The sequence below is a fragment of the uncultured Ruegeria sp. genome, from assembly GCF_947500045.1.
GTDB lineage: Bacteria > Pseudomonadota > Alphaproteobacteria > Rhodobacterales > Rhodobacteraceae > Ruegeria.
Map to the genome: position 1 here is coordinate 313008 of NZ_CANMQQ010000002.1, position 21830 is coordinate 334837.

The 21830-nt window shown below is 56.0% G+C and carries 21 protein-coding genes; 14 read left to right on the plus strand and 7 right to left on the minus strand.

Going from position 1 to position 21830, the window contains the following annotated elements:
- Positions 1-62: 62 nt before the first annotated feature.
- The 6 genes from Q1B46_RS05090 to Q1B46_RS05115 all read left to right on the plus strand — a co-directional run bounded on the left by Q1B46_RS05090 (position 63) and on the right by Q1B46_RS05115 (position 3895).
- A complete protein-coding gene (locus tag Q1B46_RS05090; protein WP_299945395.1) occupies positions 63-359 on the plus strand; it encodes a hypothetical protein in 297 nt (98 codons plus the stop codon).
- A gap of 48 nt (positions 360-407) precedes the next feature.
- Positions 408-872, plus strand: coding sequence for a hypothetical protein (locus tag Q1B46_RS05095; protein ID WP_299945398.1), 465 nt, complete (start codon positions 408-410; stop codon positions 870-872).
- A 58-nt stretch (positions 873-930) separates the two neighbouring features.
- On the plus strand, positions 931-1425 hold the full coding sequence (locus Q1B46_RS05100; RefSeq protein ID WP_299945401.1) for a hypothetical protein: 495 nt from the start codon (positions 931-933) through the stop codon (positions 1423-1425).
- A 64-nt stretch (positions 1426-1489) separates the two neighbouring features.
- Positions 1490-3106 (plus strand): glycine-rich domain-containing protein, encoded by a 1617-nt coding sequence (locus Q1B46_RS05105; RefSeq protein ID WP_299945404.1) that lies wholly within the window; start codon positions 1490-1492, stop codon positions 3104-3106.
- A gap of 7 nt (positions 3107-3113) precedes the next feature.
- A complete protein-coding gene (locus Q1B46_RS05110) occupies positions 3114-3434 on the plus strand; it encodes a hypothetical protein (RefSeq protein ID WP_299945407.1) in 321 nt (106 codons plus the stop codon).
- Positions 3435-3655: 221 nt separating this feature from the next.
- Entirely contained in the window at positions 3656-3895 is a 240-nt protein-coding gene (locus Q1B46_RS05115; RefSeq protein ID WP_299945409.1) for a hypothetical protein, read from the plus strand.
- Between the two features lie 874 nt (positions 3896-4769).
- Here the strand turns inward: Q1B46_RS05115 and Q1B46_RS05120 are convergent.
- From Q1B46_RS05120 to Q1B46_RS05140, 5 genes are all read right to left on the minus strand, one after another.
- Positions 4770-5108: a hypothetical protein gene (locus Q1B46_RS05120; RefSeq protein ID WP_299945412.1), complete on the minus strand. Its 339-nt coding sequence runs from the start codon at positions 5106-5108 to the stop codon at positions 4770-4772.
- Between the two features lie 5 nt (positions 5109-5113).
- The gene (locus Q1B46_RS05125) at positions 5114-5779 is read right to left on the minus strand and encodes an SOS response-associated peptidase (protein WP_299945415.1); all 666 of its coding nucleotides are present in this window, start codon (positions 5777-5779) and stop codon (positions 5114-5116) included.
- 383 nt (positions 5780-6162) lie between these two features.
- A complete protein-coding gene (locus Q1B46_RS05130) occupies positions 6163-7359 on the minus strand; it encodes an integrase arm-type DNA-binding domain-containing protein (protein WP_299945418.1) in 1197 nt (398 codons plus the stop codon).
- Positions 7360-7526: 167 nt separating this feature from the next.
- On the minus strand, positions 7527-7961 hold the full coding sequence (locus Q1B46_RS05135) for a hypothetical protein (protein WP_299945421.1): 435 nt from the start codon (positions 7959-7961) through the stop codon (positions 7527-7529).
- A gap of 55 nt (positions 7962-8016) precedes the next feature.
- Positions 8017-8778: a response regulator transcription factor gene (locus tag Q1B46_RS05140; RefSeq protein ID WP_299945424.1), complete on the minus strand. Its 762-nt coding sequence runs from the start codon at positions 8776-8778 to the stop codon at positions 8017-8019.
- A gap of 632 nt (positions 8779-9410) precedes the next feature.
- Between Q1B46_RS05140 and Q1B46_RS05145 the strand changes: the two genes are divergently transcribed.
- The 6 genes from Q1B46_RS05145 (at position 9411) to Q1B46_RS05170 (ending at position 18300) form a co-directional block, all read left to right on the plus strand.
- Complete coding sequence (locus Q1B46_RS05145; RefSeq protein ID WP_299945427.1) at positions 9411-11831, plus strand: hypothetical protein; 2421 nt, start codon at positions 9411-9413, stop codon at positions 11829-11831.
- A gap of 129 nt (positions 11832-11960) precedes the next feature.
- Positions 11961-13907 (plus strand): type I secretion protein, encoded by a 1947-nt coding sequence (locus tag Q1B46_RS05150; protein ID WP_299945430.1) that lies wholly within the window; start codon positions 11961-11963, stop codon positions 13905-13907.
- Positions 13908-13943: 36 nt separating this feature from the next.
- Entirely contained in the window at positions 13944-16229 is a 2286-nt protein-coding gene (locus tag Q1B46_RS05155) for a type I secretion system permease/ATPase (RefSeq protein WP_299945463.1), read from the plus strand.
- Between the two features lie 3 nt (positions 16230-16232).
- Positions 16233-17573, plus strand: coding sequence for an HlyD family type I secretion periplasmic adaptor subunit (locus Q1B46_RS05160; RefSeq protein ID WP_299945466.1), 1341 nt, complete (start codon positions 16233-16235; stop codon positions 17571-17573).
- Positions 17574-17645: 72 nt separating this feature from the next.
- Positions 17646-18038 carry a rhodanese-like domain-containing protein gene (locus Q1B46_RS05165; protein WP_299945468.1) on the plus strand — a complete coding sequence of 131 codons (393 nt, stop codon included), beginning with the start codon at positions 17646-17648 and terminating at the stop codon, positions 18036-18038.
- Positions 18039-18123: 85 nt separating this feature from the next.
- Positions 18124-18300: a hypothetical protein gene (locus Q1B46_RS05170; RefSeq protein WP_299945471.1), complete on the plus strand. Its 177-nt coding sequence runs from the start codon at positions 18124-18126 to the stop codon at positions 18298-18300.
- Positions 18301-18309: 9 nt separating this feature from the next.
- On the opposite strand, the gene Q1B46_RS05175 is transcribed toward Q1B46_RS05170, so the two are convergent.
- Positions 18310-19110, minus strand: coding sequence for an alpha/beta fold hydrolase (locus tag Q1B46_RS05175; RefSeq protein ID WP_299945474.1), 801 nt, complete (start codon positions 19108-19110; stop codon positions 18310-18312).
- Between the two features lie 47 nt (positions 19111-19157).
- On the opposite strand from Q1B46_RS05175, the gene Q1B46_RS05180 reads away from it, so the two are divergent.
- A complete protein-coding gene (locus Q1B46_RS05180; RefSeq protein ID WP_299945477.1) occupies positions 19158-19532 on the plus strand; it encodes a hypothetical protein in 375 nt (124 codons plus the stop codon).
- Between the two features lie 68 nt (positions 19533-19600).
- On the opposite strand, the gene glyA is transcribed toward Q1B46_RS05180, so the two are convergent.
- On the minus strand, positions 19601-20896 hold the full coding sequence (glyA, locus tag Q1B46_RS05185) for a serine hydroxymethyltransferase (RefSeq protein WP_299945480.1): 1296 nt from the start codon (positions 20894-20896) through the stop codon (positions 19601-19603).
- A gap of 168 nt (positions 20897-21064) precedes the next feature.
- Between glyA and Q1B46_RS05190 the strand changes: the two genes are divergently transcribed.
- Positions 21065-21826 (plus strand): NAD kinase, encoded by a 762-nt coding sequence (locus Q1B46_RS05190; RefSeq protein ID WP_299945483.1) that lies wholly within the window; start codon positions 21065-21067, stop codon positions 21824-21826.
- Positions 21827-21830: the final 4 nt, after the last annotated feature.

Sequence of the window (21830 nt, forward strand, 5' to 3'; positions counted from 1 at the left end):
TGGTTTTCGTTCGCTGTCTGCCTTGCGTTCGCGCTCGGCCTTATTGCTGGACTGTCCATCCAATGATCCGCCTGGTGGCCCTGCTTGCTATGACCCCCTCGCTTGCATGGGCCAGCAACTGTGCGGAGCGCGAACACGTCATTCAGAAGTTGCAGAACAGCTATTCTGAAGAACTTCGCTTCGGTGGCCTGCAGAAATCTCGCGGCGTTCAATCCGTCATGGAAGTCTACGTCTCGCGCGAAACTGACAGCTACACCGTCATAGTAACCCAGCCAAACGGCATCAGCTGCATTGTTGCCGTGGGCACCGACTTCTTTGAGGCCATTCCGGCGATCAACCTGCCCGGAAATCCTCTTTAACCCACGCGCCGGGGTGCGGCGTACATCCTAAAATCTATGGAGTAGAAAATGGCTGCAAATCCATTCTTCATGTACGATCAGGCCGCGCTGCAAATGGCGAATGGCAACATTGACTTTGCCGCAGATTCCTTCCGCATGGTGCTGGTTGGATCCGGATATACACCCGACCAGGCAGCAGACGACGCATGGTCCGATATTTCAGCAAACGAGATCAGTGGCACGGGCTATACTGCCAACGGCCAAGCGATCGATATCTCTACAAGTAACCCGGCTGCGCGGATCATCATGTTTGATGGTCCTGATCAGTCCTGGGCTTCATCGACGCTTTCAGGTGTCGCCTACGCTGTGATTGTGCGTGATGCAGACAGCAACGGCGCCTTGGCCGGTACTGATATTCCGTGCTTCTGCTCTGAACTCGAAGATGGCGGCACCGTATCCACCACAAACGGCACACTGGCGGTCACTATTGATGCAGATGGCATCTATCGCCTGAGCCTTACTGTTGCGGCTTAAGCTTCTCGGTTGCGCTGAGACGGCGCAGCCATTCCCCCAAATATGATGTGAGGTTGCCATGTCCCGAATTGCACGGTTTTCGAAAGTCTATGACGTAGCTGCGGTTGCGGTTGGCGAGTTGGCTGATACGCTTCGGGCGCTTCAAGATCAGGGTGGCCACCTGAGCCTTCGACGATTGAACGTGAGCCTCCATGACAAATTGGGTGCGGCAAAGGCAGCCATAACCGACGTCTTCGTTGAGGTTGCCAAAGATCCGGTAAAGGCAGACGAAGAAATCCTTGATTTCTCTGGTGGACCTGAGTCAGTTGCCGAACTGCAGGCCGGTGTTGCGAACATCCAGTCCAAAACAGATGCGTTTAATGCGGCGCTTGAGGTGGAGCTGAACAAGCTGTCCTTTTCCGATCTTTATGAGTTCAAGCAAGTCGGCTCACCAGGAAAAGAATACACTCGCCATATCCTACGGGCCCACTTGACCGACGAACTTGCCGCGCCAATTCGCGCATTGCCGGAGTTGACGGAGCTTATTGACGCTGTCGAAGCCGTAGGCGGCTAACATGGCCGTTGTCTCCGGTACTACCGGCTCCCCGACAATAACAACCGGGGTTAGTTACAGTGGTATGACCGGCACCACCTACGAGTGGTCTGGTTCCTATTCGATCACATTCAGCACTGGCGGGACTATCTATTACCTGCTTGTCGCAGGCGCAGGCGCTGGCGGTGACGATGGGTTTGACGCTGGTGGTGGCGGCGGTGGTGGTGAAGTCCTTGAAGGCAGTGGTACAGCTCCTGCGGGCACTGTTTCAGGTAGCGTCGGCGCTGGTGCTGCTGCGGTTGATTGGGGTGTAACTCCAAATGTCGGCGGCAATACGACAATTACCAACCTTACAGGCATGTCAACGGCTGCGACCGCATACGGCGGCGCGCAGGGTGGCGCGGGCTTGGGTAGCTATAACGCGGGCCAAGACGGCACAGGTAACGCTGGTGGTGGTGGTGCAAGCGCCTCCGGGGGCACTTCGTCCGGCTCTGGCAACGATGGTGGCGACGGTTCTGGTGGCGCAGGCGGTGGTGGCGCGGGCGCTGGTGCGAACGGAGGCGACCATTCAGGTAACAGCGGCGGGTCTGGCGGGTCTGGAACATCTTCGTCAATTACCGGATCACCGGTAGGCTATGGCGGTGGCGGTGGCGGTGCATCCAGATACGGCACAGGCGGGTCGGCTTCCGATGGTGGCGGCGCTGGTCAAAACAACAGCTCGGCAGCGGCAGAGGATGGCACAGACGGGCTAGGCGGCGGTGGTGGCGGTGGCGCGGATAATAGCCACGGCCCCGGCGGCGACGGCGGTAACGGTACTGTCATCATCTTCGTTGAGGACGCTGCGGGTGGAACGGATGCCACTGCAGAACCCAGCGCGGGACAGGCAACCGGTTTAGGATATGTTCCTGCAGTTTCCGCTAGCTCAACAGCAACGCCATCTGCTGGCACAGCGACCGGTTCTGCAAATAGTCCATCTGTTGCAGCAAACACGAACTCTACGCCAGCCGCTGGATCAGCAACAGGCCAAGGATACGATCCGTCTCTGTCTGCTGCCTCTGAAGCTTCTCCAGCGGCTGGTAGCGCGACAGGGCAGGGGTATTCCCCCGGGGTTTCGGCTGGGTCGAATAGCACGGCCGCACCCGCGACAGGAACTGCAACCGGCCTTGGCAGCGCACCTACTGTTTCTGCATCAGTCAGCGCGACCCCAGGCGCGGGATTAGCGGCTGGCGATGGGTTTGCGCCCATTGTTGCGACCGGATCAAGCTGGGTCGCTCAGCCCGGCGCAGGGATCGCAACAGGGCAGGGACAAACACCCACTGTCTCAGCCAATTCGACTACTGCGCCAGGCAATGGCGACGTAACTGGTCTGGGCTTCGCACCAGCGGTATCCAGTGCGTCAGGAGTGACTACACAGCCCGGCACAGGGTCTGCGATCGGAGAAGGCTTTGCGCCTGATGTATCGGCTGGTGTGTCTGTCACTGTGCAGCCCTCAACGGGTTCTGCCGTACTGACAGGGTTTGCTCCCGCATTATCTGCGGCTGTTGCGGTTGATCTACTGGCAGGTGCAGCGGTTGGCACGGGTATTGCGCCATTGGTTACAATTCTTGGCGCTGACGCCAGCCGCGGCCGCGTGGCCTTTCCAAGTGAAAGCCGCAACTCGGGGCAAGTTCTTAATCCACGAAACATCGGAAAACTAATCTGAGGCAGATATGAGCGACGTATTTCTGATCAAAGAGGGCGATACCAGTCCGGCCATTCGTTACCAGCTGTCACTTGCTGATGGTCAAACTCTCGTGGGTGCTTCTGCATCATTCAAGGTGAAGAACATCAATGGTGATGTCCTGAAGGTCGATGCGTCGGCTGACATAGACACCGTAGAGAACATTCTAACATACAGCTGGATTACTGCGGACACAGACACTGCAGGTACGTATCTGGCTGAGTTTGAAGTCACTTACGCAGACAGCAAGATTGAGACTTTCCCCAATGAGGGCTTCATTATGATCGAGGTCGGAGCGGATCTCGACTAACACCCGGTGCCGGGGGTCTCAGGCACGTTTCACCAAACAGAGAAAGGGCTCCACTAAGGTCAGTTTCCAAATTGGCAGGGCTCGTTGAGAGTTTTGCGTTAGTCCCTATCGAATACTCGGCCCGTCAGCTTCGCGCTGGCGGGCTTTTTTGTGTTTTGGGGTTTTGATCGGCGCGGGAATCGGAACATATTGCTGCAGTGAGACAAAAATGGATTTGAGATATGGCAAATGAACCTGATTGGGTTGGAGAAGGTGACACTCTCATCAAATGTGATGTGGAACTTATGGTTCAGGGACCGAGCGATAAGGTGGCTGCTGGATGGACCGCCAAGGCGCTTCGTGAGGTCGCTGACAGGCTTGAAGCTGATCAATACACAGACGGATTTCACGATATCACGAGCAAGCAGGGAAAGAAGCTCGGCGAGGTATACTTCGACTTTTCTGAAGTGAACCCCATCTAGGATACGATGGTTAAAGCGATTTAAGTGTCGAGCGCCGAATTGGATGGGCGCTCGAACTAAATCTAGATCTGACAGTCCACGTTTATCCAAACGGGGAGTTTACTACGATCGGCACAGTGTTTGGGAATGCATCCCCAACCAAAGGCCTCCATTCGTCAGCTAGGTGACGCTCAATTCCATCGCGATCAGATTTGCTTGGTACGACCGCCCAAGTCACGAGCAATTCTCCATAAATTAAGATTTCGTTGTTGTTTCTATGGTCAGTTAGCCTTTCGGCAATATTGCCTTGACCAACCCGAACAACCCGCGACGGATCCCCTGTGTGCCAGATCATATACACACCTATATCGTTGTTGTTGTCCAACTTAAGTTTTCGCAAATTGCACCAGTGCCGATTGTCGCCGCACGTTTTCCAGTTAAGCTGCATTGCCATAACAATTGCCCTCCTAGGGCAGTATGCGACACGACGCGGCTTGACCGGATTGCTCAAATATGAGCATTCTAATCTTGCGAAACGTGAGTAGGGAGACCGCGTCGCATCGCTGTTTTCTTTAGTTTCAATTGCCCCGGGGTGTTTGAGTAGGATCTTGTGCTCCGGGGTACTCACTCGCACAAAATACAGTATGTCGGCACCGTTGGACAACGAACTTTTCAATCATTTTTGGAATCTTTTGACTTGACCGGTTTCGACCAACTGGCAAATTTCCACAAAAATTCACCCCAAAAGTGGAAAAGAGCGTTCAAATGCTTTCAGCTATTACGCGAAATCATTGAATCTTGCTAGCCTGGCACCTGAACCTAATTCAAGCGACGCTTGTCCATAACGAAACGGGGAATCTGGTACACAAACTCACTTGAATATAACAGGTGAGCATCAAGCCGGAGTAATCAGGTCAACGGATCCGGTGAGCCTGAACGAACCTTCCCCGCATAGATCAGCATCTGCTTCAGCCAATTGCAGGCCAAAGGTGCTTAGGAACGGGGCGATTAGCTCAGCGTCCATCAGATAGAGCGATGATGCGTCCCTGTGGGCGGTCGACAGAACCATATCGGCATTCCAGCCCCAACGCCCTCGGCCCGCGTGTTCATCCATCCAAGCAAACATAAGACCCATTTTCGGGCCGTAGCCTTCTTCGGGCACCTGGATGCGGACTCGGATCGGAAAGAACTTTTCGTCTGCGGTTTTCTTTGGGGACTTTCTGCGCGTCGCCATCTGGTTCAGTCAGACTTTTCACCTTCACCGGATCGCACGATCTGCATCTCGTTAGCGTCAAACGGCTCCAGCAGATCGAACGCCTCATTTGCGCTGCCACTCATCCACTGGTCGTAGGACTCAGGCCGTAAGATCACCGGCATTCTTTGCGGATGTATCGGCTTGACGATCTCGTTGGCTGTTGTGGTGATGATCGTATAGGTCTCGGCCGTCTCTGGCCCTTCTTTGCCCTCATAACGCGATGTCTGCCACATACCTGCAAATGCGAAGGGTGGGCGGCTTTCATCGCCCTTGAGTGCGAACCAATGGTAGGTGGCGGGATTCCGTCCCTTGGCCTCGCAGAACGAGCTTGCGGGCACCAGGCAGCGTCTTTCCTCGAAACTCCATTTCCAAAGCCCGCTTGATCTCACCTTGTCATCCCTGGCGTTGTTCCAGGCGCCAGGCTGGATGACCGCGCCAGTCTTCTTCGACTTCTTGGTTGTACGAAAGCCCCAGCTTAGTGAGACCATCTCACGATCGCCGTGCTCAGATACACGAACAACGGGTGCTAAGTGCTTTGGAAATATGGCGGGAAGGGGCTCCGAGTTCCCCAATAGATCGCGATGCGGGGCGACACCAAATAGTTGCCTCATCGCTTCCTGGCTGGTCGTATTTGAATAAAGATTGCACATGACGAGTCAGGCTAGGGGCAAGAATCGATTTGGACAAGTGAGAAATGTTCTCTACATGTTCTCATTATGCCAGCCGCGAATCCACCGATCAGACCACACCCAGGAAAGCCTCTCAGAACAATGAGGGACGCCGCCGAGATTAACCAAGTGGTGACGATTCGGTGCAACCTCTGCCAGCGGCGTATGAACTACCTGGCGTCTGATTTGGTCTCGGTCGTTGGCCACGACTGGCCGGTGAGCCAAGCCCCGTTTCCGTGCCACAAACATGGGCGAGAATTCATTGATGTGCGTGTATGGTCACCGAGGTCTGAGCACATAGGGCGCATTCCTGTTCGTCGTCCGGCGAGAATTATCCAGACTTGGCAGACGGTTATGCTCGGTGATTAAACCTGTGATCCGCGTAATGGAACAACCACACTTGCAGATCCGGTGACAAAATCTGCCCACTTCTGCATTGCCACTAGTCGCAAATCCAATAGGTCTGATCGAGCGTAGGCGCGTTCCGTCTTTCCACCGATGGTATGGCCTAGAATCGTTTCAGACACTTCCCACGAGCAAGCCTGAGTTTCCTGCACCCATGTTCTAAAGCTGGCACGAAACCCGTGTGGCGTTCCGCCCGCCTTCATTTCGCGTAGGCACTTCTCAACTGCAGCGTCGGTAATTGGCTTTTTCGGATTAAGCCCTGGGAACAGGTATTTTTGTTCGAGGGTCTTAGCATCCTCAACAAATTGGAGTGCCTGAGCGGGTAGGGGAACGCGAAAGTCCAAAACCTTGCCTTCTTGGCCTTTGATGTGGTCGCTCGGGACAGTCCAGATATTGCCTTCGATCTCGTCGACCGAGGCGCGTTTGGCTGCGTCCATTCTGATAAGCGTTAGAATAATCCACTGGTTGCAACGCCCAGCGGTCGTGTCTCCCAGCTGCTTGTAGAGATCAGGTATCTTCTGCCATGGAACCGAGCGCATAGGCTGGGCTACGTGCTTCACCACGCCAAGCATCTCTTGTGCAGCGTCGACAACATCCGGATCAGTTGGAAACCCCATCAGTTTTGCCGAGCGCAAGACTATCCGAATCCGCTCGATGGTCTTCTTTGCTGTGGGGTGCTTATCGCGCCAGATCGGGCGCAGGCATTCAACAACGTCCCACTTGCTGACCTTTGAGCCTGCCTTCTTCCCAAATGACGGAATGGCGTAGAGATCGAGCGGACTCCGCCATCTCCCTCGGGTGCCTTGCCCCCTCAAGCTTTCTTTGCGGGCCTCGAATACCAGGCTGACCAATTCCGAGAACGACGGGTCATCCTGATCCCGCTGCGCGACTTCTTCGGCTTGCTGCTGTCGCCTCGTCTCGATTGGGTCTTGGCCGCTTGCCAGTAGCGTTGCCCATTGGTCTCGCGTCTTTCGTGCTTCCGATAACGATACAGTCGGCCAGGTTCCGAGTCCCATTTCACGCCGCTTCCCAAGGTGTGAGTAGCGGTAAATCCACTTTCCAGACTCGCTCTTCTTCCTAAGAATAAGACCGCCACCGTCCTGCAATTTCCCGTCGCCTGCATTCTTGATCTGGACCTGCGTCAGCGCATTTTTCATCCCAGTCCCCCAATTGGTCCCCCACTTTTCCGGTTGCTGCGCTTGTTCTCGGTTAGACGCGCTTAGACAGCCGACTCATAGGTTATTGGGAAGATGGGCGATTTTATGGCTGTAGGTCAACGCCACTGTACGGTGGTTTTGCTCCCACCGCCCGCACCAGATTTACCTCAGGCCGGGAACCCCAACTGGGCAATCAGCTTCCAGATATCTTTGTTCGCATCCGAAAGCTGGGTGACGACGTTCTCAATCTCCTTCATGGCCTTGTCATCAACCGTGTCTTCGCGACCAAGTTTGATGTCGGTCTTGCGATCCGCAATCCTCATTAGAATGGTCTTCGGATTTCCGCTTTCCTGATCAAAGGAATAGATGCAGTGGTTGTACTTGTTTCGGATGGACGACAGACGTGACAACCGCTGCGTGTGCTCAAGGATCGGGTCGCGGATTTTGGGATCGCGACCCTCCATCTTGGCGAGGCGCTCGACCAGATCAATACGGGCACGTGTTGTGTTCAGGGTCAGGAAGATAATGACCGCCACATCTTTGTTGGCACCGGTCAGCCCGGCAATCAGGTGAATCAACAGGCTTTCGGTGTTCGTCCACATATAATTGAGCCGACCCACCAGCAGGATAAGCCGATCAAACCGGGATTCGAACGCCTCATCCAACGGGCGCGCTACGCGCTTCGTTGGGCGCGACCTCAAAATAGAAATGAGCGGCTTCGGTCCGATTGCTCACCCCGATTTTGCCCGCAACGTTGTGCATGTGCAATTTGACCGTATGCTCGGTAATGCCCAACTTGGATGCGATGGCCTTGTTGCTTTTACCCCGCGAAACCAAGCGCAGAACCTGTTTTTCCCGGCGCGTAAGCTTGGCGTATTGCAATAGCTTTTCGGGTGAGCGGGTTCTGGTTGCGGGCTGTTTTTCGATAGGTACGTCCGGTGCGCTTGGCGTTGCAGCCATGATATCGGCGAGAAAGCAGGGCAGGTGCAGTTCTTCATGCATCAGAAGACGTAAAATGGCGCGCCACACGTCCGGGGCCACGTTCATTGGAAGATATCCGATGTTACCGAAACGGACGCGATCCCAGCGTTCAAATAGAATCCGGGCGGGGCTTTTCTTGCGATATGCGAATGCCAAGCAGCCATTTTCGGCAAGTCGTGCATAATCGCAAGGCCGCGCCAGAAGGTCCTCGAGCATCATCTGATCCACGACAACTATGCGCTCGGTCGAGCCTGGTTTTTCGGACCCGACCGGTAGATCATCGAGGCTGTCGAGCCTCTCTGCACGAACGCCGAATTCGGTTTGAACACTTCTCAGAGTTTGGTTCGAATAGAACAGTTCTTTGCCGATAAATAGGATCGACAGCTCTTCGGGATAATCGGCATGACCACAGGCGTCGTCTTGCAATGAAAAATTCATTGATCTTCCCCCACTAATACTAACGCTGCCTTCTGGAACTAAAAATCGGGCACAGAATTTGGCGGCGCGAAACACAAAATCTTATCTCAAATAGAGCCTTATCATAGCTGAAAGTACGAGTTTCAGCAACCGGAAGCCGATTTTCAAAGCCGCAGTTCTAGAACCATTGATCAGGTTTGACGTCCCATCTGGCTACGTAACCCGATGAAATAGTTGCGTTAATAATGTCGTTTGATTGAGTACGAATGTTTCCTGCGTATTTCGGCGTAATTCAATGCGAATTTCTGGATAAAAGCTTTTTTTAACAAACAGTTGTCGAAAACAATGCTTTCGGCCAGCTATGCATGCCCATTCAACATTGCGACCATGAACGCGCTTCGAATTGCGAAGTTTACTTGAACCTGACGTGCCTGCGGTCCGCGTATTTTGGCGAAATCCCCGTGGTCATGGAATCGGCTTAGCCGAGAAAGGGGGGCAAACCAAACAGAAGACTATCACTGCCGCGCGAGTGTCCAGTTTGACACTTGGTGCGCGAAATTTGTTTCAACCGCCCCAGTAGCCGCTTTGTAGATGAATGGCGGCCGGGTGCTTCAGTAAAAGTGGAATTCATTATGGTACGTAGAAATGTTCCTATGACTGACGTGCAAGAAGTTATCGATGACCAAGATCCTGTCGTAGATGAGCCTCAGGTAGAAGAAGAGGTTGCAGAGGTCGAAGATATCAACGTCCAACAGCAGCAACAGCAGCAACAGGGTGACGATAGCAATACCAATGGTGGCAACGACAGCAACACCAATGGTGGCAATGACAGCAACACCAATGGTGGCAACGATAGCAATACCAATGGTGGTAATGACAGCAACACCAATGGTGGTAACGACAGCAACTCTCAATCCAACGGTGGTAACGACAGCAACACCAACAACAACAACGCAACTGTAGATATCGACTTTAGCGGCGGTGAATGGATTCCGCGTGACGACGATAAAGTTGACGTTGACGTTTCAGATTACGCATCGACGCGTGATGTGATTACTGCTGGTGATGATCTGGACTATGACCCCGGCGATGACATCAATCTGGATATCTCACTTGATGGTCCGGGCAATGATTTCTCATCGATCAACAACCAAGCCGCTACACTGAACGACAATGACACCCTGAACGGTGCCAGTGTTTCGAACGGTGGTACGTTTACCCAAAGTGGCAACGCCACGGGTGGTTCTGCCCATGCGGAAGAAGGCATTGACGCCGAAGCAGACGGAGGCGCGTCCGGTCAGGGCGGCATGAGCTATGGTGGTAATGCATCAGGCGGTACCCATGGTAGCAATGCACTGGCCTTTGGCGGGCATTCAGGAAACGCCGACGCCAACGCAACAGGCGGGAATGGCGCAGCATCTGGCAGTGCACACAATGCGAGCCTTGGGCTGGGTCTGTCAGGCGCGCATGCCGACGGTGCCAGCACTGGCGGAAACGGCGGAAACGCCAGTAGCACATCCAGCGCGAACAATTCCGGAAGCGCGAATGCAAGCGGTACGGGTACTGGTGGTGCAGGTGGCGAAGCTGGATCGTTTGGTCTGGGTCTTGGTCTCGGTCTGTCAGGCTCGAGCGCGAGTGGCAACGCCAACGGCGGCGATCAGGCTTCAGGTGCATTAGGCGCGGGTCTCGGCCTGGCCGGTACTGATGCTTCTGCACAAGGCTCAAATGCCGGAGACGGCAATGCGCAAACCAGTGGCTCTGCAGACAACGCCAGCTCTGGTAGCAATCAGGCGAACGGCGCGACTGCAGGTAGCAACCTGGGTCTGGGTCTCGCAGGTGCGGGCGCACTCGGCTTCAATGATGCCGATGGCGGTAGCGGATCTGGTGGTTCCGGTTCTGGTGGCAGCGGTTCTGGTGGACCCGGCTCTGGTGGTAGCGGTTCCGGTGGTTCCGGTTCTGGCGGCAGCGGTTCTGGTGGATCTGGATCTGGCGGTAATGCCAACGGTGGCGACGGGACCGGTGGAAACTCTGGCACTATAGAAGAAGCCTTCCCGTTCCTGAAATTGGTAGAGGAAGAAGAGCCGGACGCTGAAGAAGAAGCCGCAGCCGGAAACTCGAACGGAACCGGTGGTGACGGTGGTACCGGCGGCGCTGGAACTGGTGGTACGGGTACTGGTGGTACAGGTACTGGCGGTACAGGTACCGGTGGTACAGGTACCGGTGGTACGGGTACTGGTGGCCCGGGCGCGGGCGGTACTGGAACCGGTGGCGCAGGCGGCGGTTATGTTGACACCGATGCGAATGCACAAGGTGTTGGCGATCAGACTGCCGGTGGCCCCGACATCACCCAATCACCGGGTGAGATCGACGGCACAACCAACAACACCCAGACCCCAGACGGTTCAGGTGGAGATGGCGGAAGCAACTCGACCAATGGCATGTCCACGGGTTCGGGTTCCGGTGCTGCAACTGCTGATGGCACAGCAGGTGCCGGTGGTACAACCACCCCGACATCCAGCTCGGCCGGTAGCGGAGCGGGTTCGGCAGATGCGACCAACACAGCCGGTGACGGCGGTGAAGGTCAGGTCTGGTCGACAGCCGATACCGACGGAACCGCCGACAGTCTGGCTGAAGCGATTGCCGGTTACGGCGGCGCAGCAAACTCGGACAACGACGCGACCTCGACCGGTACAGGTAGTGCAACTGGCACTGCTTATTCAGGTGCAGGTGGTGCTGGTGGCGCAGGAACCGCAGCAGGCGGAACCAGCGGCGCGGTCATGGGTACTGCGACAAGTGGTGATACCACGGGTGCGATGAACACCGGTGGTGAAGCATCCGGTGCCTATTCCGGTGCTGGTGGTGCAGGCGGAAACGCCGGTACCTGGGGCTCAAGCAACGGTGGCGACGGTATCGTCAACGGTGAGTCCTATGCATCTGCAGCCGCAGTCGTCGATACATCTGCCTTCAACCAGTCGATCGTCATGGGTGCCAACGTGCTTGGTAACTCGGTCGATACGACGATGGTTGGCGGTTCGATGACCTCGACTTACTCGAGCGACGACACCGAGGTCTAAGGCCAAATCCCGGGGGCCGCATTACCGGCCCCCGTTCAATGAAATCGCCGGGGCCGCGTTCTGTGGCCTCGGCCCAGCAAATCCCGAACCGGAAATTTCTGGCCGGTAAGGGCGTAAGGGATCATCGAAATGTCATTCGATAGTGTTACCGAACAGATTGCACACTTTATTGGAACTTTTGATCTTACGATTGAAAAAGCCCGACTGAGGGATCAGTACGAAGAGTTCACCGCCATGCGTCGCAAGGCAGAGCTGGACGAACTGGAAAATCCCGCAAAGATCCGGATCAAGTCAGATCTGGAGTTGGATCCGGGTAAATATGGTCCGCTTCCCTATCGGTTTGACACCCCCCCCGCCACTCCTGAACTTCCACCGCTGTCAGATGGACCCGAGTTCGAGACGGTTGTCGCACTTGCGCCACCGGTCTCATCCGGCCCACCATTACCTGAAGCGACGGCAGGTATCGCCGCGACGTTTGTTATCGAACAGAAACTTGAGATCGTGACGGAACTGATCGGTTCGGCGGTTACCTATACATTCCAGAAGATTTTCTTACGCGACAACGATGTCGTCGGAGAAGGAGAATTCCGCGATGTCGATCAACTCATAGCGCAGACCGAGGCCGCGGCGCAGGTGGCAGCCTCAATGCATGCGTTCGCCGTACCCTCATTCTCGATCTCGGATTACCTGTCTGTCGAGTATGTGGAATCATTGGCCGAAGAATTGTTGGCACCGATCAACGCCGAGGTTGAAGGCGCGGTTGTTTATCAGTTCCACGGTGAAGACGCGATGGGCGTGATCGTCAATGGTGAGCATGTGGACGAAGCGCCCGTCTGGGACGACCTTCTGCCCCAACACCATCAGCCCGACGAGGAGGACGAAGACGAAACGCCCGATGCGATGCCCGCCGAGTGGGATCAGGACGACGATGACGAATTCGCCGATGGCCACACGGTGATTGCTGGGGGCAACCTTGCGATCAACGAAGTCAGCGCGACGGTGGCGTGGGTAGATGCGCCCTATATAGCGGTTGGTGGTAAATCAATCGAACTGACCATGGTCAGCCAGGTCGCTGTTGTATCGGATATGGATAAAGGCACGAATGGCGGGTCGGGCACCAATGTGGTGCATTCTTCGACGATCGAAGTCGAAGGCAATTCAGCCCCATGGCTGAAGCAGGGTTCAAGTGATGATGATGCGCCGGCTTTCGTGCATGTCGATTGGATTACAACCGACCTGATCGTAGCAAATTTTATCAAACAGAGCATCGACGCCACGGATATCGATCATATCGATACCGAGATCAACGCGACGACCACGCTGTATGCGCTGGGTGACAACGAACTGATCGATGTCACAAACATCCTGCAACTTGGCAGCTATTATGACCTGATCATGATCGAAGGCGATATGATTTCGGTTGATGCCTTCATCCAGACCCATGTCTTGATGGACGACGATGTGGTGACAGGCGGCTTGCCGGGCCTCATCGATGGATCGGATGAGAATCTGGTCATGAATGAAGTATCGCTTTTGACCGAAGGCGAAGACACGCATCAGGCGATGCAAGCGTCGATGGCCGACGCAATGGCCTTGGGTGAGGATGACATGACGGCGCTGGAAGACGCGCTGATGAGTGATCCAATGTTCGCCGGTATGGAACAGATGCGCGTCCTCAAGATTGACGGATCTCTGATACAGGTCAACGTGACTGAGCAATCGACCATCCTCGCGGATCAGGATGACGTTCATTTGCATGGCCCACATGCCGATGAGACCGAAGTTCTGGCAGGCAGCAACGCGATGCTGAACGCCGCCAACATCACCAAGGCAGGTGTGGATTCGGTTGTTATGGCGCAGGACGGGGTCTTTTCCGACCTGCTGTTGCATCAGGCGAGCCTGATCGACATGCCAACAAACGAAGAAATCACCGAGATGACCAACGAGGCGATTGCCGCGCTGATGGAAGACGCGGGCATGCCCGGGTACGAAAACGGTATTGGTCCGAGCGGAAACGATCTCACGCCGAACGAAATGGCGAATTCCTCTGATGGCCTGCAGACCATGCTGGCCTGATCTTTCCTGATTAACGAGTGACCGGAAGGTTAGTTTATGTCGATCGTTTTTTCGTCGCGCCGAACCCGTTTTGCAAGCCCGTTAGATCGGCACGGAGGCGGCGGCCCGTTGACCCCGAAATCCGGTGAAGGCGCAGCAAAGCCGAGCAGTAATACCCCGTGCAATTCAGCGGCCCGACTGCGCCTGACCTCTGAGATGCGGTTGGCAGAGTCCAGCCCAGGAACGCAGGCAGCGAAGGCAGCCGCAAGTTCGAGAGAGCCGAAAGAAGCGTCTCAGCCGATGCCACATGCAGATGGATCGGGGTACAAGCAGGCAGAGCAGCAAGATACATCATCGCAATCGTGCGCCGGCTCTCCCCTTCGGCGCGCACCGTCGCAATCCAGTCAAGATAAGGATCCAGTGGATGGCGACGTTGGGGTGGCCGATGCTGAAGCTTCTGATCGTGAACCTGCCGATCAATCGACTGCGCGCATGACCCCCTCTGTGTCGTCGGACGGCAAAGACCGCATGGGCACCACGATCGAGGCCAAGGCAAACGAGCCGTTGATGCGCCTGGCAACGGGCGGCGGCGACGGTAACGGGCCACCCCAAACTTTCCACAAACGCACCCCACCGGAAGATTTTCAGAAAACACTGCGCACGTCGCTGCGTGCGATCTGGCGAAATCTGGCGTTCGTTCTGGTGCTGACTTGTGCGACCAACGTCCTGATCCTGGCGATACCGATCTACCTGTTTCAGATCAGTGACCGGGTTTTGACCAGCCGGTCGCTGGATACGTTGATCATGCTGACCGCGATTGTTGCCGGAGCGGTCATTTTCCAATCCGCGTTTGACGCGGTCCGCCGTTTTATGCTGATGCGCACCGCGGTCGAAGTTGCTGCCCGGCTCGGCGCCCCGGTTCTGAGCGCAGCCGCGCATGCATCCCTGCATGGTAACGGGCGTGAATATCAAACCTTGGGTGATCTGCAGCAGGTGCGAGGATTTTTGGTCTCGGGCACGCTGATTTCATTTCTGGACGTTCCGTTCGCACCACTGTTCATTCTGATGATCTTTCTGGTGCATCCGCAGTTGGGGATGATCGTCGTCACAACCGCTCTGATCTTGATGGTCATCGCGATAGTCAATCAGAAGATGACGGCCAAGCCGTTTGCCAAGGCCAATCAGGCGCAATCCTTGGCGAACCAGCATCTGGATTCGATGTCGCGCAACAGCCAGATCATCAACGCTCTGGCGATGATCCCCGAGGCGGTGCGCATCTGGGGCCGCGACACCGCGCAATCGCTGACCTGGCAGGTCAAAGCGCAGGACCGCAATGTGATTTTTGCCGCAATTTCGCGCGCTGTACGTTTGTTGACACAGATTGGCATTCTGGGGTGGGGGGCCTTTCTGGCACTGCAGGGTGAGATCACCGGCGGCATGGTCATCGCAGCCTCAATCATCGCTGGTCGCGCGTTCGCGCCGATAGAAGGGTCGATAGAAGGCTGGAATACATTCCTGCTGACGCGTAGTGCGTTTGGACGGATCAAGGCATTGTTGTCGAGTTCAGCCCTGCAATTTGAAAAACTGCGCCTGCCACGACCCGAAGGGCGGTTGGATGTGGAGCGTCTGTTGTATGTCCCCGGTGGCACAAAGCAGGTCGTTTTGAACGGGATCACCTTCGCGTTGAACCCGGGTGAGACGCTTGCGATCATCGGGAACTCGGGCGCGGGTAAAACCACATTGGGAAAAACGCTTGTCGGCTCGATCCTGCCGACCTCGGGTAGTGTCCGGCTGGATCTTATGGATATTCGCAACTGGGATCCGCGCCAGTTCGGCGAGAACATCGGATATTTGCCGCAGGACGTGCAGCTGTTCCCTGGCACCATCAAGGACAACATTGGTCGGATGCGCTCCGATGCGACGGATGAACAAATCCACGACGCTGCTGTTCTGGCTGATGTACACAACATGATCGCAACGCTGCCGCAGGGTTATGAAACCGTGGTGGCCGCAGATGGCTCACCCCTTTCAGGCGGGCAAAAGCAGCGTATCGCACTGGCGCGCGCCTTCTTCGGAAACCCGCGGCTGGTTATTTTGGATGAGCCAAACTCGAATCTCGATGTGGCGGGCGACAAGGCACTGGCACGTGCGATTGAGCAGGCGAAGGAAAGCAAAATCACCGTGGTTGTGATCACGCAAAAACCGACGCTGCTGAATGTGGTCGACAAGATCATGTTGCTGACCGATGGGCGCGTGGCGCTGTTTGGGCAGCGCGAGCAGGTGCTTGAACAGCTCAACGGGCCGCGCCAGCAACCGCCCGAATTGCAGGGCAAGGGGGATTAAGCGATGAACGAAGTGGCTCGTACCGATGACGGCGTCCTTTGGTATTCCGAGGTTCCGCGCTCGATCACTAAGTTCATCGTGATTGGGCTTTTCATGCTGATTGCGTGTTTCGGCGGTTTCGGCATTTGGTCTTTCCGCGCGCCACTAGCGGCGGCGGTTATCGCACAAGGCAGCTTTGTCGCAACCGGTCGCAACAAGATCGTACAACACCTGGAAGGCGGGATTATCGAAAATATCCTGGTGTCGGAAGGTGAAACGGTTCAGGCCGGCCAGATCATGATGACACTGGACCAAACCTCGGCCGAGGCCAATGAGCGCGAGCTGTTCATCCGCAAAATTCGCCTTCAGGCTATGACCGAGAGGCTTTTAGCTGAACATAGCGAACAGGAGAATCTTGCGTTCTCATCAGCATTGGTCGAGGCGTCAGATGACGTTGAGGTCATGACGATCCTCGACAACCAGAAGCTAAGCTTCGATGTTTCGCGTAAGACATTGTTGAACGACATTGCTTTGCTTCAGCGCAACATGGAAGCGCTGAAAATTCGCGCTTCGGGGTTTGAGGCGCAGTTGATCAGCATGGAGCGCCGCTCGGACATATTGCAAGAAGAATATGACACCAAGCTTTCGCTGTTTGAGAAAGGGCTTGTGCGCAAAGGTGATCTGAACACGATCCGGCGGGTGCAGGCCGAAGCCGAAGGCCAGTTGGCGCGTCTGCGGGCCGAAACGGCTGAGGTCAATCAGATGTTGCTGAAATATGACGAACAAATACTGCGAACGCGTTCGGCGTATCGCGAGGCCGCATTGGACGAACTGAGCGTGATCGAGGCCGATCTGGAAAGTGTACGCGAAAAGGCGCGTCAGGCCCGCAGTGTTCTGGATCGCGCAGTGGTCCGGGCACCGGTTACGGGAACCGTGGTTCGGCTGCACCATCACACGCCCGGTGGGGTGATCGAAACTGGCGAACAGATCGCAGAGATTCTGCCCGCTGACGCGCCGTTGATTATTGAAGCGCAGATCCCGCGCACCGAGATTGATAGCGTCATAACCGGACAGATTGCGACTGTACGGCTGGTGGCTCTTAATCAGCGTACGACACCGGTTCTGGAGGGGGAGGTTTTCTATGTATCCGCGGATTCTGTTGTCGAAGATTCCGCCGGGATGCCACAAGAGGTGTATTTGGCACGTATCTCCCTGACCCCCGTTGAGATGAGCCGTGTGCGGGGGTTCATTCCTACACCCGGGATGCCTGCCGAGATCATGATTCAGACCGAAGAACGCACATTTGCGGCCTATATCGCAAAGCCGATTGTCGACAGTATGTCGCGTGCTTTCCGGGAACATTGATCACCTGAATGACTACACCTTCAGAATCCTGCATGTTAGCCTACGGCAGTTTCACGCGCAGGAGAGGCGAAGATGTCATTGACGGTAAAAGACATGATGCAAGCTGCAAACGCAGTGGTCGAGCGCATCAATGCCAGCAGAGCGAAGGAATTGCTGGGGCAGGGGGCGTTGCTTTTGGATTTACGCGACGCGCCCGAACTGGAACGTACCGGCCGCGCCGTGGGCTCGCATCATATCCCGCGCGGAATGCTGGAGTTCCGGGCCGATCCGGAATTGCCGTCTCATGATCCGGAGCTGCGCAAGGATCGTGTGATTATCCTGCATTGTGCATCAGGCGGCAGGGCGGCGCTTGCTGGCAAATTGCTAAAGGATATGGGGTATCAGCATGTCTACAATCTGGGCGGGTTCAAGGATTGGGTCGATGGCGGCGGAGAGTCCACGGGGCCGATGGACAGCGGCATGTAGCGTCGCAAACTGACCCAAATCAAAGCCATACACATTCCATCGCTGTAATGTATTGGCCAGAAGCCAACCAATAGGATGACCGGCCATGATACGTCTTGCAGCCATGCTTTATTCTTTGATCGCGACCGCCATCGCTGGCAGTGCCGTGATCGCGGTTCTGGCTGCTGGGATGATCAGTTCTGCGGCCATCATATACGCCGCAGCCACCGGTGCGGTGGTTGCCGTCCCGGTTTCATGGCTGGTGGCAAAGCGTCTTTACTAAGACGCGTGATCAGGCGTTCAGGAATGTTCTGACCGCGGCTTCGAACTCGCGCGGCTTCTCGGCGTGCAGCCAATGACCTGCGCTGGGGATTTTGGCGAATCGTGCAGCTGGAAACAGGGCGCGAATCCGATCCCGGTGTTCGGGTAAAACATAGTCGGAAGCGGCGCCGGACAAGAACAGGGCCGGGCCGTCGCAACTGCTTGAAACCTCGGGAAAGCCCATGATTTTGGGCATTTCCTTGGCCAGCACGTCCAGATTCAGGCGCCATTTCTTGTTCTCAACATCCAGTGACTGCGTAAAAAAGCTCTGGAGAGCTTTTTCAACACCCTGATCTTCCAATTGAACCTCCGCATCCGAACGACGTTCAATGCGGGACATATCAACCGCGCGCATCGCTTCGATATACTTGATCTGGCTGTGGTTGTAGGGAACGGGCGCGATGTCGGCTACCACCAGCTTGCGCACCAGATCCGCGTGTTCCAATGCCAGCGTCATCGCGGCCTTTCCGCCCATCGAATGCCCGACTACATCCACGATTTCACCGACATTGCCGATCACTTCGGCCAGATCCTGTGCCAATTGCGGATAGCCATGCTGGTCGTTCCAAAAGCTGTAGGCGTGATTGCGCATATCGACTGCGATCACCTGACGCTCATCCGACAACCGTCGCGCAATAACGCCCCAATTGCGCGCCGAGCCATAAAGGCCATGCGCTATCAGCAGGGGCGGTTGATCGGTCGGGTCGCCATGGATGATCGTATTCAGCATGCTCTTGTGATACGCGTCACCGCGCAGAACAACCAGCCCCATTGTCGTCAGCGTGGCGCGGGGGTAAATTGATCCGTCAGGAGGCCCAAATGACGCAGGAAATCGATATCCAGACTCGGATCGCACAGACCATAGTTTTGCTGCGCAAAAAGCTTGGGGTGAAAGACAAGACCCTGATCGATTCGGTCCGGCGCGCAAAGCGGCGTTTGCCGCGCAAGGTCTACAAACAAGCCATGGTCTTGGCGCAGGCCGAGAAGATGGCAGAGCACCCCAAGTTGCGGATGGTTTTGGACATGCCAAAGCTCGAAAAAGCCTCGGGCGAGGTGCAGAGCCATCTGAACGCAATCAATCTGGCCGACCGGCGCTGGGGGTGGTTTCTGAGCTTTCTGGGTTCGCTGGCCTTGGGTCTGATCGTGCTGGCGGCGCTATCGATTGTTATCCTGCGGTGGCGCGGTTTTATCTGACCCAATCTGGCCCCAAAGAAAAACGGCGCCTTTGCGGCGCCGTTTTCTGTTTCACGATCCGATTTAGATCAAAGATTTGGGTAGAGTGGAAAGCGCGCGCAGAGTTCAGCGACCTCGGCCTTGACCTTGGCTTCGACCGCGCCGTTTCCATCCTCGCCATTGGCCGCCAGGCCGTCGACAACCTCGATGATCCAATCCGCGATTTGGCGGAACTCGGTCTCGCCAAAGCCGCGCGTAGTGCCGGCGGGTGAGCCCAGACGAATACCGCTGGTGATGGTCGGTTTCTCTGGATCGAATGGAACGCCGTTCTTGTTGCAGGTGATATGTGCGCGACCCAAGGCTTTCTCGGTCGCGTTGCCTTTGACCCCTTTGGGGCGTAGGTCGACCAGAACCACATGGGTGTCGGTGCCGTGGGTAACGGTATCCAGACCGCCTTTGATCAACTGATCTGAAAGTGCCTGCGCGTTGATCACAACCTGCTTGATGTAATCTTTGAATGCGGGTTGCAGCGCCTCGCCAAAGGCGACCGCCTTACCAGCGATCACATGCATCAGCGGGCCGCCCTGAATGCCGGGGAAAATCGCCGAGTTCACTTTTTTGGCGATCGCCTCGTCATTGGTCAGGATCATGCCGCCACGCGGGCCACGCAACGTCTTGTGTGTGGTTGTTGTGACCACATGCGCATGCGGGAAGGGGCTGGGGTGTTCGCCTGCGGCGATCAACCCCGCGATATGGGCCATGTCAACATGTAGGTAAGCGCCAACCATGTCAGCAATCTCGCGCATGCGGGCAAAATCAATGACGCGCGGGATGGCCGAGCCACCGGCGATGATCAGCTTGGGCTGATGTTCTTTCGCAAGTGTTTCGATCTGGTCATAATCGATCAGGTTATCCTGCTTGCGAACACCGTAATGTACCGCATTGAACCACTTGCCCGACTGGTTCGGGGCCGCCCCGTGCGTCAGGTGGCCACCGGCGTCAAGGCTCATGCCCAAAATGGTGTCGCCGGGCTTGATCAGCGCCTGAAAAACACCCTGATTCGCCTGAGAGCCCGAGTTCGGTTGCACGTTGGCAAATCCGCACCCGAACAGCTGCTTGGCACGGTCGATGGCCAGGTTCTCGGCGATGTCCACGTATTGGCACCCGCCATAGTAGCGGCGGCCGGGGTAACCTTCGGCGTATTTGTTGGTCATGACCGAGCCCTGCGCCTCCATCACGGCGGCAGAGACGATGTTCTCGGACGCGATCAGCTCGATCTCGTCGCGCTGGCGACCCAGTTCGGATGTGATCGAGCCAAAAAGCTCGGGGTCACGATCCGCAAGGTACTGGGTGAAGAATCCGGTATCACGAAGGTTGGCGTTCATAATGGCTCCGCAGGGCTGGGGTAAATCTGGCGAATTTCCTATCGGAAACCACGTCGCGAAGAAAGACTGTAAAGCGACGAATTGGCCCGCTATGGCGTCAACTCTGGCCTATTGCGGAAAGGTATGTTTGTTTCGGAACCAAATGTGCAGCACTGGAAACCACAAATCATGACCAAGAGAATCGCCTTTCTGGCCAGCGATGCCGAAGTGGCGCAAAGCGCTCGTGATACGCTTGTGGCAAGTTATGGAAATGCGGCACCAAGGGATGCAGATGTTGTCGTAGCTTTGGGTGGGGATGGATTCATGCTGCAAACGCTGCAGGGCATCCAACATCTGAATACACCCGTATATGGAATGAACCGCGGGACCATCGGCTTTCTGATGAACGCTTATGCTGAGACCGATCTTATTGCGAGATTGGAAGAAGCCGAGGAAGAAGTCGTCAATCCGCTAGCAATGATGGCGATGGACCGGTCCGGCCAAACGCACAACGCGCTGGCGATCAACGAGGTTTCGCTGCTGCGTGCAGGGCCGCAAGCCGCACGGCTTCGGATCAGCGTGGATGGGCGGGTCCGCATGGGCGAACTGGTGTGTGATGGCGCATTGCTCGCCACCCCCGCAGGTTCCACGGCTTATAACTATTCCGCTCACGGACCGATTGTTCCCATTGGCGCTGACGTGCTGGCGCTGACGCCCATCGCGGCGTTTCGGCCGCGACGGTGGCGCGGTGCCTTACTGCCGAAAATGGCGAAGGTCAGGTTCGATGTGATCGAAGCTGATAAACGACCAGTCATCGTTGCCGCCGATTCCATCTCATTCCCGGATATCGACTGGGTCGAAATTGGGTCCGAAGCAACAATCCAGCACCGTATATTGTTTGACCCTGGGCATGGGCTGGAAGAGCGACTGATCTCAGAACAGTTCACGTAAATGT

What these genes read in the sequence shown, in the direction of transcription:
- Q1B46_RS05140 (WP_299945424.1), bottom strand. Translation starts at nt 8,778, where the DNA reads ATGAATTTTTCATTGCAAGACGACGCCTGTGGTCATGCCGATTATCCC.
- Q1B46_RS05150 (WP_299945430.1), top strand. Translation starts at nt 11,961, where the DNA reads ATGTCATTCGATAGTGTTACCGAACAGATTGCACACTTTATTGGAACT.
- Q1B46_RS05145 (WP_299945427.1), top strand. Translation starts at nt 9,411, where the DNA reads ATGACTGACGTGCAAGAAGTTATCGATGACCAAGATCCTGTCGTAGAT.
- Q1B46_RS05095 (WP_299945398.1), top strand. Translation starts at nt 408, where the DNA reads ATGGCTGCAAATCCATTCTTCATGTACGATCAGGCCGCGCTGCAAATG.
- Q1B46_RS05170 (WP_299945471.1), top strand. Translation starts at nt 18,124, where the DNA reads ATGATACGTCTTGCAGCCATGCTTTATTCTTTGATCGCGACCGCCATC.
- Q1B46_RS05115 (WP_299945409.1), top strand. Translation starts at nt 3,656, where the DNA reads ATGGCAAATGAACCTGATTGGGTTGGAGAAGGTGACACTCTCATCAAA.
- Q1B46_RS05110 (WP_299945407.1), top strand. Translation starts at nt 3,114, where the DNA reads ATGAGCGACGTATTTCTGATCAAAGAGGGCGATACCAGTCCGGCCATT.
- glyA (WP_299945480.1), bottom strand. Translation starts at nt 20,896, where the DNA reads ATGAACGCCAACCTTCGTGATACCGGATTCTTCACCCAGTACCTTGCG.
- Q1B46_RS05125 (WP_299945415.1), bottom strand. Translation starts at nt 5,779, where the DNA reads ATGTGCAATCTTTATTCAAATACGACCAGCCAGGAAGCGATGAGGCAA.
- Q1B46_RS05135 (WP_299945421.1), bottom strand. Translation starts at nt 7,961, where the DNA reads ATGTGGACGAACACCGAAAGCCTGTTGATTCACCTGATTGCCGGGCTG.
- Q1B46_RS05160 (WP_299945466.1), top strand. Translation starts at nt 16,233, where the DNA reads ATGAACGAAGTGGCTCGTACCGATGACGGCGTCCTTTGGTATTCCGAG.
- Q1B46_RS05100 (WP_299945401.1), top strand. Translation starts at nt 931, where the DNA reads ATGTCCCGAATTGCACGGTTTTCGAAAGTCTATGACGTAGCTGCGGTT.
- Q1B46_RS05105 (WP_299945404.1), top strand. Translation starts at nt 1,490, where the DNA reads ATGACCGGCACCACCTACGAGTGGTCTGGTTCCTATTCGATCACATTC.
- Q1B46_RS05190 (WP_299945483.1), top strand. Translation starts at nt 21,065, where the DNA reads ATGACCAAGAGAATCGCCTTTCTGGCCAGCGATGCCGAAGTGGCGCAA.
- Q1B46_RS05120 (WP_299945412.1), bottom strand. Translation starts at nt 5,108, where the DNA reads ATGGCGACGCGCAGAAAGTCCCCAAAGAAAACCGCAGACGAAAAGTTC.
- Q1B46_RS05175 (WP_299945474.1), bottom strand. Translation starts at nt 19,110, where the DNA reads ATGGGGCTGGTTGTTCTGCGCGGTGACGCGTATCACAAGAGCATGCTG.
- Q1B46_RS05180 (WP_299945477.1), top strand. Translation starts at nt 19,158, where the DNA reads ATGACGCAGGAAATCGATATCCAGACTCGGATCGCACAGACCATAGTT.
- Q1B46_RS05090 (WP_299945395.1), top strand. Translation starts at nt 63, where the DNA reads ATGATCCGCCTGGTGGCCCTGCTTGCTATGACCCCCTCGCTTGCATGG.
- Q1B46_RS05165 (WP_299945468.1), top strand. Translation starts at nt 17,646, where the DNA reads ATGTCATTGACGGTAAAAGACATGATGCAAGCTGCAAACGCAGTGGTC.
- Q1B46_RS05155 (WP_299945463.1), top strand. Translation starts at nt 13,944, where the DNA reads ATGTCGATCGTTTTTTCGTCGCGCCGAACCCGTTTTGCAAGCCCGTTA.
- Q1B46_RS05130 (WP_299945418.1), bottom strand. Translation starts at nt 7,359, where the DNA reads ATGAAAAATGCGCTGACGCAGGTCCAGATCAAGAATGCAGGCGACGGG.